At 71.9% G+C, this 13,050-nt stretch carries 9 protein-coding genes; 2 read left to right on the top strand and 7 right to left on the bottom strand.

Annotated features, from left to right (window positions below):
* Window positions 1–25: 25 nt before the first annotated feature.
* From recD to OED52_RS05445, 6 genes are all read right to left on the bottom strand, one after another.
* Window positions 26–1,918, bottom strand: a complete 1,893-nt coding sequence (recD, locus tag OED52_RS05470; RefSeq protein WP_264153664.1) for an exodeoxyribonuclease V subunit alpha — start codon at window positions 1,916–1,918, stop codon at window positions 26–28.
* The gene (locus OED52_RS05465) at window positions 1,915–5,217 is read right to left on the bottom strand and encodes a UvrD-helicase domain-containing protein (protein ID WP_264153663.1); all 3,303 of its coding nucleotides are present in this window, start codon (window positions 5,215–5,217) and stop codon (window positions 1,915–1,917) included. Before OED52_RS05465 ends, recD begins: the two co-directional genes overlap by 4 nt.
* A gap of 14 nt (window positions 5,218–5,231) precedes the next feature.
* Window positions 5,232–8,543 carry an exodeoxyribonuclease V subunit gamma gene (gene recC / locus OED52_RS05460; RefSeq protein WP_264153662.1) on the bottom strand — a complete coding sequence of 1,104 codons (3,312 nt, stop codon included), beginning with the start codon at window positions 8,541–8,543 and terminating at the stop codon, window positions 5,232–5,234.
* A gap of 141 nt (window positions 8,544–8,684) precedes the next feature.
* Window positions 8,685–8,882 carry a hypothetical protein gene (locus OED52_RS05455; protein WP_264153661.1) on the bottom strand — a complete coding sequence of 66 codons (198 nt, stop codon included), beginning with the start codon at window positions 8,880–8,882 and terminating at the stop codon, window positions 8,685–8,687.
* A 124-nt stretch (window positions 8,883–9,006) separates the two neighbouring features.
* The gene (locus OED52_RS05450; protein WP_264153660.1) at window positions 9,007–9,510 is read right to left on the bottom strand and encodes a DUF2505 domain-containing protein; all 504 of its coding nucleotides are present in this window, start codon (window positions 9,508–9,510) and stop codon (window positions 9,007–9,009) included.
* Between the two features lie 22 nt (window positions 9,511–9,532).
* On the bottom strand, window positions 9,533–9,808 hold the full coding sequence (locus tag OED52_RS05445) for a hypothetical protein (RefSeq protein ID WP_264153659.1): 276 nt from the start codon (window positions 9,806–9,808) through the stop codon (window positions 9,533–9,535).
* Between the two features lie 304 nt (window positions 9,809–10,112).
* On the opposite strand from OED52_RS05445, the gene OED52_RS05440 reads away from it, so the two are divergent.
* Together OED52_RS05440 and OED52_RS05435 are read left to right on the top strand one after the other, a co-directional pair.
* Window positions 10,113–11,072: a ferritin-like domain-containing protein gene (locus tag OED52_RS05440; RefSeq protein WP_264153658.1), complete on the top strand. Its 960-nt coding sequence runs from the start codon at window positions 10,113–10,115 to the stop codon at window positions 11,070–11,072.
* A gap of 124 nt (window positions 11,073–11,196) precedes the next feature.
* Window positions 11,197–11,901 (top strand): type 1 glutamine amidotransferase domain-containing protein, encoded by a 705-nt coding sequence (locus OED52_RS05435; RefSeq protein WP_264153657.1) that lies wholly within the window; start codon window positions 11,197–11,199, stop codon window positions 11,899–11,901.
* Here the strand turns inward: OED52_RS05435 and OED52_RS05430 are convergent.
* Window positions 11,891–12,919: an alpha/beta hydrolase gene (locus OED52_RS05430; RefSeq protein WP_264153656.1), complete on the bottom strand. Its 1,029-nt coding sequence runs from the start codon at window positions 12,917–12,919 to the stop codon at window positions 11,891–11,893. The two genes, OED52_RS05435 and OED52_RS05430, sit on opposite strands and share 11 nt — an antisense overlap.
* Window positions 12,920–13,050: the final 131 nt, after the last annotated feature.

Raw genomic sequence — 13,050 nt, 5'->3', positions numbered from 1 at the left:
GGTGCGAGCAGGGTGGGTGGTCGGGTCAGACGCGGATCTCCCGTCGCAGCCCGCTCGCTCGGAGCACCTGGCGGGCCACGCCGGCACGCACCGCGTCCTCGGTCCCGACGATCCGCACGTGGGTGCGGGCCCGGGTGATCGCGGTGTACAGCAGTTCGCGGGTGAGCAGGGCCGAGCGGGCGTCTGGCAGCACCACCGAGACGGTGCCGTACTGGCTGCCCTGGCTGCGGTGGATCGTCATCGCGTAGACGGTGCTCACCGCGGGCAGCTGACTCGGGCGCAGCACGTAGGGCGTCCTGCCCCGCGCGAACGCCGCGACGAGTTCGTCGCCCTGCCGCACGACCACCCCGGTGTCGCCGTTGTAGATCTGCAGGTCGTGGTCGTTGGCGGTGACGAGCAGCGGCTGCCCGGGATACCAGCGGTCGGGGTCGAGGCGCCGTCCCGTGGCCTCACCGATCCATTCGGTGGCGCGGCGCGCCCAGAACTGGACCCCGGCCGGGCCGTCGCGGTGCGCGCACAACAGCCGGTGGTCCTCGCTGCGGACGAGGGTCGTGTCGATGTCCCCGGCCTCGGCAGCTTCCATGACCGCCTCGGCCGAGCGGACGACGTCCTCGCGCAGCGTGTCGAGCTCGCCGGGGTCGTGGAAGGACACCATCGGGTCGCCGCTGCGCAGGATCTTCAGCACCCGGTCGGCACCGCCCTTGCGCACGGCGGCGGCCAGGTCGGCGATCGCCCCGTCGAATCGACGTCCGCGGCTCAGACTCACCACGCCGTTGCGCAACCGCTCGCGGTCGTCCGAGCCCTCCGGCCCGAAGGCCTCCCGGGAGTCGTTCACCGCTGCGAGGTCTCGGGCGGCGACACGCTCGAAGACCGGGTCGAGGGTGCCGGTCACGGGGCGGGCCACCAGGTCGGCGAGGACGGCACCCGCGTCGACCGAGGCGAGCTGGTCGGGGTCGCCCACGAAGATCAGGCGGGTGTCGGGCCGCACCGCTTCGAGCAGGCGGCACATGATCGTCAGCGACACCATCGACGTCTCGTCCACGATGATCACGTCGTAGGGCAGGTGGTTGGTCGCGTGGTAGCGGTACCGGCCACCAGGTCGCCAGCCGAGCATCCGGTGCACGGTCATCGCGGTCAGGTGCGGGGGCAGCCCCAGGGCCGTCTCCTGTTCGCGCACCGATTCCTGCAGCCGCGCAGCGGCCTTGCCGGTGGGTGCCGCGAGTCCGATGCGCAGGTCGCTGCCGTGCAGGCGGGTGAGCAGCGCCAGGATCCGCGCGACGGTGTGGGTCTTGCCGGTGCCCGGTCCGCCGGCGATGACCGTGGTCGGATGCGTGGCTGCGAGCGCCGCCGCGACCCGCTGCCGGTCCGGTGCCGGCGACGGCCGGGAGGGATCGTCGGGATGGTGGAACAGTTCGTCGAGGACAGCGGCGAGCCGCTGTTCGTCGAGGCCGGGCAGGGTGCCCGAGCGTTCGGCGAGCACGTGGCGGATGGTCTGCTCCTGCCGGAAGTAGCGGTCCAGATAGAGCAGGGGCCCGTCCGTCGTGTCGACGAGGCGCAGCGGCCGCAGGGGGCCGCGGTCGCCACCGACCACGAGCGGGCTGCGGCGCAGCGCGTCGAGGACGTCCTCGTCGCGCGGCCAGGGCAGGTCGGCGGGGTCGACCACCGGATTGCCCTCGTCGTCCTCGGCGACGGTGACGTCCCGCAGCCGGGTCAGGTCGAGGCACACCGAGCCGGACCGCACGGCCCGCACCGCCAGCGCGGTGGCCAGGTGCACGTCGGGGTCGTCCTCACCACCGAGCGCGGCGAGCCGCAGCGCGACGTGCACGTCGGCAGCCACCAACGCCCCGGCCTCGTTGAAGGCGCGCAGAGCACCCTTACCGCGCTGCGCGATTCGAACATCGGTCGTCGAGACGGTCACGCGATCACCGCCTTTCCGGCGAGCAGGTCGGACAGTTCGGTGACGAGAGCGGCGGGCGGGTGCCAGTCGAAGACACCGCTGCCGGGTGGGCTGTCCGGTCCGGCCATGCCCCGCACGAACAGGTACTGCACCCCACCGAGATGGAGTTGCGGGTCGTAGGCGGGCATCCGCCAGCGCAGGTACCGGTGCAGCGCAACGGAGTACAGCAGGGCCTGCATCGGATAGTGGGCACGCATCATCTCGGCGGCCATCGCCTCGCGGGTGTAGTGCGCGGTGGTGAGTTCCTCGACGGGCGCGAGCCGGTTGGTCTTGTAGTCGACCACCACGAACCGCGGCCCCTCGGTGCGCAGCACCGCGTCGATGCTACCGGTGAGATAGCCCCGCAGCGGCACGGGTTCGAGTTCGCCCACCCGGTCGGCGTAGGGCAGCAGCGGATCGTCGGCGGGCAGGTGACGGCGCAGCAGCGCGGCCACGGACCCGAGGGTCACGGTGACGGGGGCCGGGGTCTCCCCACCGGTCAGCGGCAGCTCGAAGTTCAGCTCGGACAGGCGATCCCGCGGCGCGAAGTCCGCGAGGGTCCGGCCGAGCGGCCCGAGCGGGGTGCGCATCACCGGAAGCAGTGCGGCAGCGAGCCGTTCGGGCTCGATCGGCGACAGGTGCTGCGCGGTCACCTCCCGGCAGCGTTCGATCAGTTCGGCTTCGAGATCGGGGGCGGCGGTGTCCACGATCTCGAGGACGGCGTGCACCAGGGTGCCGAAGACCGCGCCACCGGGCAGGCCGTTCATGGGCGACGGCAGGCCCGCCTGTTCCGGTTCGGGGACGAGCAGCGGCGGTTCCTCCGGTTCGTCGTCCTTCGTGGCGGTGTCCGTCTCGGGCACGCCCGGGGTCTCGTGCGCGGAGGCGGTGAGCGCCGAATAGGAGGTGCGGCGCCAGGTCTCGTCGACCACGCGGTCGAACCGCGCCGCGGCGAGCGGGCCGGTCTCCTCGCGTGGAGGCGTCCAGGCCGGCTGTGGGATCGGGTGCGGTCCCACCGCCTCGACGGCGATCAGCCCGTCGGCGCGAGCGGCCCACCGTTCGAACTGCTCGGCCATCGCCTCGTCGTGCGGGATCGGCCCTTCCGCACCCACCTCGGACGAGCCCGGGGTGCGAGCGAAGAGCAGACGGTGCAGGGGTGAGCGCCCGGTGGGGGTGGAGGGCGCCCACCACAGGGTGAGGGCGCACTGTGCCCGGGTCGCGGCGACGTAGAACAGGCGCAGTTCCTCCCCCGCCTCCTCGAGGTCGTGCTGACGGCGCCGCGCGGCGTAACCGGGGCCGGTCTTCCCGCCGACGTCGAGGATGCGGCGGCCGTCCTCGTGCAGCAGCAGCCTCTCGGGTTCCGGGTTCTTCGCCGCGTCCCAGCCGTACGGCACGTGCACGATCGGGAATTCGAGTCCCTTGCTGCCGTGCACGGTGAGGATCTGGACGGCGGCGGCGTCGCTGTCGAGGCGACGGATCCGGTCGGCGCCGCCCGTGTCGGGGTCGTTGATACGGTCCTCGAGCCAGCGGGTGAGCGCGGCGAGCCCGAGGGCCTGCGCCGAGGAGGCGTCCTCGAGCAGCTGCGCGACGTGCCGGATGTCGGTCAGGGTGCGCTCCCCCGACGGTTCGGCGAGCAGCCGGGACTCGACGGCGCCGTAGGCGGCGAGTCGTTCGAAGACCGCCGCGAAACCCACCCGTGCGTGCACCGCGGCGAGTTCGCGCAGCAGACCACCGATCTCCACGACGAGCGAGTCACCGCCCTCGTCGATCTCGGCGGGGGTACGTCCGAGCAGCGAGGTCAGGGCGGCCAGGCGTACCCGGTCGGCCCGGTGGGGCTGTTCGAGGGCGTGCAGCACCCAGAGCCAGTCGCGGGCCGCGGTGGTGGCGAACACGCTCGTGCCGCCCGCGACGACGGACGGCACCCCGGCCCGGCTCAGCGCGTCGTGGACGAGCGCGACCTGCTTGTGCTTGCGCACGAGCACCGCGATGTGGCCCGGCTGCACGCGTTCGGGACCGGCGCCGAGGTCGACGGTGACGTCGCCGTCGAGCAGCCGCACGATGTCGGCTGCGACGTCACGGGCGACCCGCCCGCGCAGACCCTCGAGGTTCTGTGGGAAACCCCAGTCGTTGATCGGTCCGGCACCGGCGCGGGGCAGGTGCCGCAGCCGCAGCGGAGCGAGGCCGGAGATCCGGGACTCCGATTTCGCGGCCTTCACGGGGTTCACCACGATGCGCGAGTCACCCAGGGCGGCACCGAGACAGACGTGTTCGAGGGCGCGCACCAGCTGCCCGTCGCTGCGCCAGTTGGTGGTCAGCTCGCAGTAGGCGTCGGATTCGGAGACGGCGTCGAGATAGCTGAGCACCTCGGCGCCGCGGAAAGCGTAGATGGCCTGCTTGGGATCGCCGACGAGCACGAGGGTGCAGTGGCCGTGGAAGGCGCGCCGCAGGATCTCCCACTGCTTCGGGTCGGTGTCCTGGAACTCGTCGACGAGCACGACGGAGAACCGGGCCCGCACCCGGCGGCAGGCGTCCTCGCCGTGCACCGGGTCGCGGAGCACCTCGTGCAGCAGCGAGAGCTGATCGTCGAAGTCGCGCAGGCCCAACTGCCGCTTGCGGCGCTCGACCTCCGCGCGCACGGCGCGGGCGAAGTCCACCCGCTCCCCCGCGACGGTGCCGTCGGCGTCGTCGGGTGCGAGGGTGGCCTGCGGATCGAAGATCGCCTCCTTGGCCGCCGAGGCGGCCTCGGCGTAGCCGATGGGGGCTTCGCTCTTGCCGTAGCGCCGCAGGTAGAGGTCGGCGACCACCTCGTCGCGGAGGTCGTCGACGTTCTCGACGACCGTCACGTCGGGTTCGCGTTCGCCCGCGATACCGAGTTCGTCGAGCATCCGCCGGCAGAAGCCGTGGGTGGTGGAGATGGTGCCGGAGTCGAAGTCCGACAACGCCTGCCGCAGCCGGGCGCGCCGGTTCTCGACGTCCTCGGTCGCGAGATGCCGGATCAGCCGGTCCCCGCTCTCCCGTGCGGTGTCGGGGTCGGCGAGGGCCCGCACGACCTCCGCGAACCGGTTGCGGGTGCGTTCGCGCAGTTCCTGGGTGGCGGCGCGGCTGAAGGTCACGAGCAGCAGGTCGGACAACCGTGCGTGACCTTCGGCGACGAACCGGGTGGCGAGACCGACGATCGCGTAGGTCTTGCCGGTGCCCGCGCTCGCCTCGAGCACCGTGGTGCCGGTGGGTAGCGGGGCGAACAGGTCGAATCCCGTCACCTCGGGAGTGGTCGGCGCGGGCATGATGCGTCCTTCCGTCACGGGCGCCCCTGGTTCTCGGAGGCCAGCAGGGGTTCCCAGAGTCGTCGTGCGAGCACCCCGAAGCGGCTCGGCTCGTCGAACCAGGCCGCCTCGTCGGGACGCGGCGGGTCGGCGGCGAGCCGGTCGAGCGTGACGCCCGACCCGTGCAGGTAGGTCACGTGCCGGTCCGTCCCGTCACCGAAGTTGCCTCCGAATTCCTTCCGTGCGGCAGCGAGCGCCATGTCCACGGAATCGCCGCGGTAACGACGATCGGCGTACACGGCCGAAGCCTTGGTCGTCATCGGCAACGGCGCACACAGCCCACGATCACGCAGGTCGACGAGCACGGCGAGAATTCCGGCGGCGTCGGCCGGAGGGTGCAAGGTGGAGCGCCACGACCGCGAGCCGCTTCGCCCCGTGGTAACCGCCCGCCACTCTCCTCGATGCCCCGAGGCGACGACGGCGAGCAGCCGGATCCACGCCTCGAGCCGGTGTTTCGGGGCCAGCCGCGAGTAGGTACTGCGGGCCAGGACGCAGCCGTGGACACCACCGACCGTGCCGGTGACCCGCCGGCCGTCGCCCAGGTCGACGCGCACGTCGACGGTGCGGGACGGGCCGGTGTGCACGCCGGAGCACGCGGCGACCAGCCGTTCGACGTTGTCGGTCACGGCGTCGAGCACCTTGCCGCCGAGGGTCGCGGGCGGCAGGGTGCCGCGGCGCCACTCCGCGCTGCGGAAGGCCGCCTGGGACATGCCGGCCAGGCGCTTCTCGAGCATGCGGTCGCCGAGCTTCCACTGGGCGAGGCCGTCGAGTTCGATGTCGAGGGCGTCGGTGATGCCCTCCTCTGCATCGGGGATGCGGATGCCGAGGCGCTGGCGCAGGAAACCCTGGCTGGGGTGGGTGAGGAAGGCGACGAGTTCGTCGAGGTCGACGTCGGTGCGCTCGACTGCGGGCAGCGCCGCGACGAGTTCGGCGATGCGTCCGGGTCGGCCCGACGGTGAGCTGTGGGCCGCCCGTGCGCCGGCGAGCGCGGCGGTGTCGAATCCGAACGGGTCGTCGGCGCGGAAGTTGCGTGGATCGAAGGGCTGCAGCGGGTGCCGGCGCACGATCCGCTCGTCGTCGGCCGGCAGTCCGGTCATCGTCGCGACCACGTCGCGGATCTCCGTGAGCGGGATCGCCGGGGGCCGTGCCGCTCCGGTGACGGCGTCGGCGCCGGTGTGGAACAACAGCACCCGTTCCTGCGCGGCCAGCAGCGCGTCGAGGAGCAGCTGCCGGTCCTCGCTGCGCGAATCCCGTTCACCGATACACGGATTCTGTGCGAGCACGTCGTCGCCGTCGGTGTGTGCGGTGCGCGGGAAGACGTCGTCGTCGAGACCGAGGAGCACCACCACCCGGTGCGGCACCGACCGCATGGGCACCATCGAGCACACCGTGAGTTCGCCGGTGCGGAAGTTGGAACGCGAGGGCCGGGCGGCGAGCCGGGAGGCGAACATCGAGCGGATGTCGCTCAGACCCAAACGGATCTCGCCGGCATGTTCGACCGCCTCGGCGATCTCGCGGCAGGCACGGTCGAGTTGCCATGCGTCGGCCGCGGGGAGATCGCAGAGCAAGTCGATGCCGCGGGTCAGTTCGGCCGCCCAGCGGGTCGCGGGCTGCGGACCGCGGAGCCCGAGCAGCACCACCGTCAGCCGGTCGATGTACTCGGCGAAGCGGCCGGCGAGGTCGATGTCGTTGCTGTCGACGTCGTCGAGGGGCAGGGCCAGCGAGAGCCAGTCGCCGTCGGTGCCGTCGGCGGCCACGCCCAGCAGGATGCGGTCGAGGGCCGTACCGAAGGTGTTCTGCACGAACTCGCCGAGGCCGAAGGACTTGCGCTGCCACGATCCGAGCCCCCACCGGGCGCCGGCTTCCGCGGTCCACTGCTGCAGCCGTTCGAGTTCGTCGTCGTCGAAACCGAACTTGCGGCGCACGGGCGCGGTGGCCGCGAGGTCGAGCACCTCGCTGGCGGTGACGCGACCGTCGGCGAGGCGGAGCAGTTCGGTGACCACCGCCAGCACCGGGTCGGTACGGCCGAGTGCGCGGTCGGCGAGCCGGACCCGCAGGGTGTGGCCGGGGTGCTCACCCACCCCGGCGCCGAACGCCGCGTGGACGAGCGGGGCGTAGGTCTCGACGTCGGGGCACATGACGACGACGTCGCGAGGTTCGAGGGTGGGATCGTCCTGGAACAGGTGCAGCAGCGATTCGCGGAGCACCTCGACCTGCCGGGTGGGGCCGTGGCAGGCGTGGATGACGACGGTGCCGTCGGCGGTCGCCGAGCCGGGTCCGGGGGCACGGTCGTCGCGCAGGTCGGCCTGCAGCCGGCCGAGAAGGGTCGCGGGTGGTTCCGGGGAGGGGTGGACGATCTCGGTGCAGTCCAGGGCGGAGAGCCGCGCCTCGAATTCGCGCACGTCGCGGCCGAGCGCGGCGAGCAGGGGGTGCCGGACCCGCAGCGCGCTGCGGTCGTCGGCGCGGCGCAGCGAGGACGGCCGTCCGGCGAGGTTCTGCCACATCACGGGGCTCGGGTGCGGCAGCCAGACGTGCACGTCGCGGTGCTCGGCGAGCGCGGACAGCACGTCGAGGCGGACGGTGTCGAGCCGGGTGGGGCCGAAGACCGAGAGACGTTCGGGAAGATCCACGACGTCGGGCTCGGCGCGCAGCCGGGCACAGAGGTCGCCGAGGCGCTGGGCGGGGCTGTCGGCACCGATCCGGGCCCGCAGCCGCCGCCACAGTTCGGCCTGCCACCGCAGGTGGTCGTCCAGGGGCGCGTCGGTGCCGTCGGTGTCCTCCCCCGCCGCCCAGCGGGCGATCATCTCCGGGCGCTGCAGCCCGTAGCTGCGCAGCAGCGCGGTGAGGTGTGCGGCCGTCGCGTAACGGCGTCCGGCCCGGTGGTCGTCGCTGCCGTTGCCGAGATGCCGGGCGAGGGTGGCGCACCACGGTTCCCCGACGCACTCGTCGATCACGTCGAGCAGCGTCCACAGCATCCGGGAGGGATGCCAGGGGTCGTCGTCGGCGTCGATGCCGGACGCGGCGGCGAGGGCCTCGTCGACGAGCCGCATGGAGGAGGGGAAACGGATGTTCGCGGCGACGCCGTCGCCTTCGACACGCGCCACGCGTCGGGGGTTCACCGGCGCGCCGAGAATGCCGGACAGTCGCTGGGTGAGCCAGCGCTCGATGCCGCGGGCGGGCACGGCGACGACCTCGGGGGCGAACGGGTCGTCGAGGGGCTTCGCGAGCACCTCCCCGAGCGCATCGGCCAGCACGTCGGTGCGTTCCGCACGGTGCAGGATCAGCACTCGTCGTTCTCCCTCGTCGTCGCTCGGTTCCGTCCGCTACGGCTTATCACACCGCACGGACAGTCACACCGCACGGACAGTCACACCGCACGGACAGTCACACCGCACGGACAGGGCGAGCACGACGCAGGTGGAGGGTGGTCAGCTGTCGGGGGCGAGATCGAACAGCGGGAGCTGGTCCCGCGAGATCCGGGCGCTGAACTCGGCGTGGTAGCGCTCTCCGAGGTCCCGCGCGACATGCGCGGGACAGCCGAGTTCGTTGCCGATCTGCTCCCAGGTGTATCCGGCCTCGCGGCGTTCCCACGCGAAGCCGCCGTCCTCGTTCCACGGCGCCGACATGGTCCGATGGTGCGCTCCCGCAGGTCGGGGAACAACGACCTCGTACGGTGTGTCGCCGATCACCGCCGCCGTGAGCGGGCGGAGGGGACGAATCCGGCGCAGTGGCCGAGTTCCGGGAGCGGGTTCAGGAGTCCGCGAGCCAGGTGTCGATCTCACGGCTGTCGTTGCGGACCATGCTCTCGACCAGCTGCACGATCAGTCCTTCGATCTTTCCGCCGACGAGCGGCACCTTCACGGTGGCCTCTCCGTGCACCTCGACGACCGTGCCGCCGGTGTCGCCGGCGCGCAGTTCGGAGCGAGCGGAGACGGTGATCGGCAGCCCCCGTGCACCGCCGGTGAGGACGCCGTGCGCGATCCCCCCGTCGAGGGGACCCCACTCGTCGGCGCGTTCGATGACCAGGGGGCCGGGCAGCACTCCGCGCACGACGGACGGCAGTCCGGAGGTGCCCATGCTGTCGGCCATCGTCAGCGAGATGGTGCCGGGGCCGGACACGCGCACCTCGAGTTCGGCGTCGCCGGTGGGGCTCGCGGCGATCCGGTTCTTCCAGAACTCCTCGTTCGTGAGGGTGGCATGCACCCGTTCGACGTCGTGGTCCAGCGCGGAGGTGAAGGAGAACTTCTTCGGCACGGTGACGGCTCCCGGCGAGGTCCTAGATGAGGGCGACGAGAAGTGCTGTGGCACCGCCGATCATGCCGGCGAAGGCCAGTCCCGTCCCGATCGAACCGGTGAGCGCCGTCGCGGCCACGCAGCCGAGGACCATGAGCACCAGCAGGATCACCGCACCGGCGAGGGGGTGTTCGAGCAGCGGGGGCGGGTCGTCGGCGGGTCGTGCCGGTGAGACCGGTTTCGCGACCGCGGGCCGCCCGACGGTCGCGGCCGGGACAGCGGGCGCCGTCGGGGTCATGGCGGGTGCTGCCGTGGTCATCCTGTCCCCCGCTTCCTGTTCGCTGTGCGATTCTGTCGCGATCCGCCCGAGCCTCACGGTCGTTCGCGGTTCGTGCTCCGAAAGTTTCCCCGGGTGCCGCGGACCCAAACCGGCACAACTGTGACTCGTGTCGCCCCGAGAGGCGGACGCGACGCCACCCACCGACAACAGCTGTGTCATGGGTCACATAAACGTTAGCAGGAGATCGTGCCGGGTAAGCGCCAGTTGTCACGTCGTGTAGCCGATCGATGTGAATTCGCCGGTAGATCGCCGGCTCTTCCAGTGCGAAGGAGGCGAACGCACGATGACCGAGAACCGTATCCCCGCGTTGCTCACACAGTTGCGCACACTCCACGAACTGACCCATGCCGAGACCCAGGTGGCCGAAACCCGTGTCGCCCAGGCTCGTACCGAAGCGGTCCGCAAGGAGCTCACCGAGAACGCCGAGAACTGCCGGATCCGGGCGGTCGCCATCGAGGAGGCCATCCGCGATCTGGGCGGTCTGCCCGATGTGGTCGGCCCCTTCCTGGGCCGCGCGGCCGTCATGGTCAAGACCCTCACCGAGCAGGCCCAGCCGTTCGACGAGGCCCTGCTGTCCGATCTGGCGCTCGAGCACCAATTGCTCGACCGCGCCCGCTACGTCAAGGCGCTGGCCACCGCGGGCGGGCACAGGTCCGTCGTCACCCTGGCCGACCGTCTCGTCACCGCGCACACCGCCACCGTCGAGTGGCTGACGACCGTCATCGCCGAGGAGGCCCTCGGTGGTCCGGCCGCCCTGCGGCGCACCCCCTTCCAGGCGGCGGCCGGCGCGGCGGTGCGTCTGGTCAACGCCCCGGTCACCTGGTCGACCCGCGGCATCGACCGCGCGATCGACGTGGCCCGGTCCACGCGGCCGCGCATCGAGTCGCTGCTCTCCCGCGGCGCGCACGCCGGTGACGTCGCCGCCCGGACGCTGACCGCGTCCCGGGATGCCGCCCTCGAGACCGCCGAGCGGGTCAGCCGGCGCGAAGGTGCCGACGGTGCGGCGGACGCCCTGCACCGGGCTCGCAGCGCCACCGGTGTCCTCACCGCCGAGGAACTGCCCATCCGCGACTACGACGATCTCACCGTGCCGAAGGCCGTGGCCGCGGTGAAGGATCTGACCGAACCCGCGGACATCCGCGCGATCGTGGCCTACGAGGAGGCCCACAAGGACCGGCACGGCGTGATCTCCGCAGCCCAGACCCGTCTGGCCGCCATCGCGCAGGACGTCGTCGGGGTCTGACGCACACCGACCGCGAATCGCCGGGCCCGCTCCGCCGGGCCCGGCGATTCGTGTCCCGGGGGTAGGACGAACCACCCGCGGGTACGCAGCCGGGAAACGACCATCCGTCGAGAGGACGTCCGCCATGCCGAAACTTCTGTTCGTCGTCAGTGCCGCCGACCACTGGACCCTGCAGGACGGCACCCGGCATCCCACGGGATTCTGGGCCGAGGAACTCGTCGAGCCGTACAGCGTCTTCGACGAGGCCGGATTCGACATCACCCTGGCGACGCCCGGGGGCCGCACCCCCGTCGTGGACGCGGCGAGCCTCGAACCCGACGCCGCCGGTGGCGAGGACCGCGTCGCCGCGTTGAAGCAGTCCCTCGAGGATCTGCGGCCCGTCCTGGAGGGTGCCGTCGTCCTCGGGGAGCAGAGCGCCGACGACTACGACCTGCTGTTCGTGCCCGGCGGGCACGGTCCGATGGAGGATCTCGCCGTCGACGAGCGTTTCGGTGAGCTCGTGCGGCACTTCGTCGAGGCGGACAAGGTCGTCGCCATGGTGTGTCACGCCCCGGCCGCTCTCCTGCCGGCCTTCGGCTCGGGTGGCCGCTGGCTGTTCGAGGGATACCGGCTGACCGCGTTCACCAATCTGGAGGAGGCCCAGGCGGGACTGGCGGACAAGGCGCCGTGGCTGCTGCAGGACCGGCTGCGGGAGGCCGGCGCGATCTTCACCTCCGCCGAGGCGTGGCAGCCGAACGTGGAGGTGGACCGACGGCTCTACACGGGTCAGAACCCGGCGTCGTCGCGCCCGCTCGCCGAGCGGGTCGTCGCCGACCTGGCTACGCGGTGACCTTGCGGACGAAGTCGATCGTCCGTTCCAGCGCGGCGCGGGCGTCCGGCGTCGACAGATCGAACTGGTACTCGTGTGCCAGTTCCGGGATGTGGTCGTCGGGATAGAACAGGGCGTCCACCTCGACGCCGAGGCGTGTGAGTTTCTCCGCGAGCGGCTTCGACTGCTTGGGAGTGAGCGGGTCCGCGTTGCCTCCGGTGATGAAGGTCGCCGGGAAGTCGGCGGTCACGATGTCCAGGGTCGACATCAGCCGGGCGGCATCGGAGGACGCGAAGTCCCGGGCCCCGGTGTAGGCCCACATGGCCTGCTCGATGCCCCAGCCGATCAGTCCGCTCCCGCCCTCGAGGGCGGCGACGTCGTAGAGACCGCAGTTCAGCACGACTCCGCGCAGCTGCTCGGGGGTGAAAGCGGGGTCGATACCGGCCTGCGCGGCGTACTCCTTGTCGGTGATCGCCGCGGCCATCTGCGAGCTCAGCTGGGCACCGGCCGAGTCGCCGGCGAGCACGATGCGGTGGGTGTCGATGTGCAGTTCGTCGGCGTGGTCGAGCAGGTAGGCCTGGGCGTCGGCGAGCTGGTGCACCGCGGTGGGATATCGGTGCTCCGGCGCGAGGGAGTAGCCGAGGGACACGACGGTGAAGCCCGCGTCGGCGAGCCGTCGGTAGTAGCCGGCGTAGTCGGCGCGGCTGCCCGACAGCCAGGCACCGCCGTGCGTCCACACGATCGTGGGCAGTACCGCCGTGGTGCCTTTCGGGGTGTAGACGTCGAGGTAGGCGTCGGGATCACCCTCGCGGTACTGCAGGTTCGCGACGAGATCGGTCTCGGGTGCGTCCACGGCGAGTTTCTCGGTCTGCTGCCGGGCGTCACGTTCGAACACCGCCCGCACGATCAGTGCCCCCGGCACCGGGGTGAACACGAAGGCGGCCGCTGCCAGGACCAGTACGACGACGAACGCCAGCAGGATCAGGCGGCCGATGCGCCTGCGCGGGCGCGGCGCCGTGTCCGTTCCGTCCTCCGCCACTCGTCGACTCCTGCCGGGATGCTGCGGCCCGGTCCGTCCGGGCCAGTCGATCATGCCAAACGGCCCCGTACCGCGTGCGCCGATCGCGCCGCGGGGCTACGGCCCGCCGAGCATCACCGCGGTCACCGCCC

The organism is Rhodococcus sp. Z13, assembly GCF_025837095.1.
Classification (GTDB): Bacteria; Actinomycetota; Actinomycetes; order Mycobacteriales; family Mycobacteriaceae; genus Rhodococcus; species Rhodococcus sacchari.
This window is presented reverse-complemented; position numbering and strand designations above follow the sequence as displayed.

Excerpts from the sequence above, each read along its gene's own strand:
- OED52_RS05435 (WP_264153657.1), top strand. The coding sequence starts at position 11,197 with ATGCCGAAACTTCTGTTCGTCGTCAGTGCCGCCGACCACTGGACCCTG.
- OED52_RS05440 (WP_264153658.1), top strand. The coding sequence starts at position 10,113 with ATGACCGAGAACCGTATCCCCGCGTTGCTCACACAGTTGCGCACACTC.
- OED52_RS05455 (WP_264153661.1), bottom strand. The coding sequence starts at position 8,882 with ATGTCGGCGCCGTGGAACGAGGACGGCGGCTTCGCGTGGGAACGCCGC.
- OED52_RS05465 (WP_264153663.1), bottom strand. The coding sequence starts at position 5,217 with ATGCCCGCGCCGACCACTCCCGAGGTGACGGGATTCGACCTGTTCGCC.
- OED52_RS05445 (WP_264153659.1), bottom strand. The coding sequence starts at position 9,808 with ATGACCACGGCAGCACCCGCCATGACCCCGACGGCGCCCGCTGTCCCG.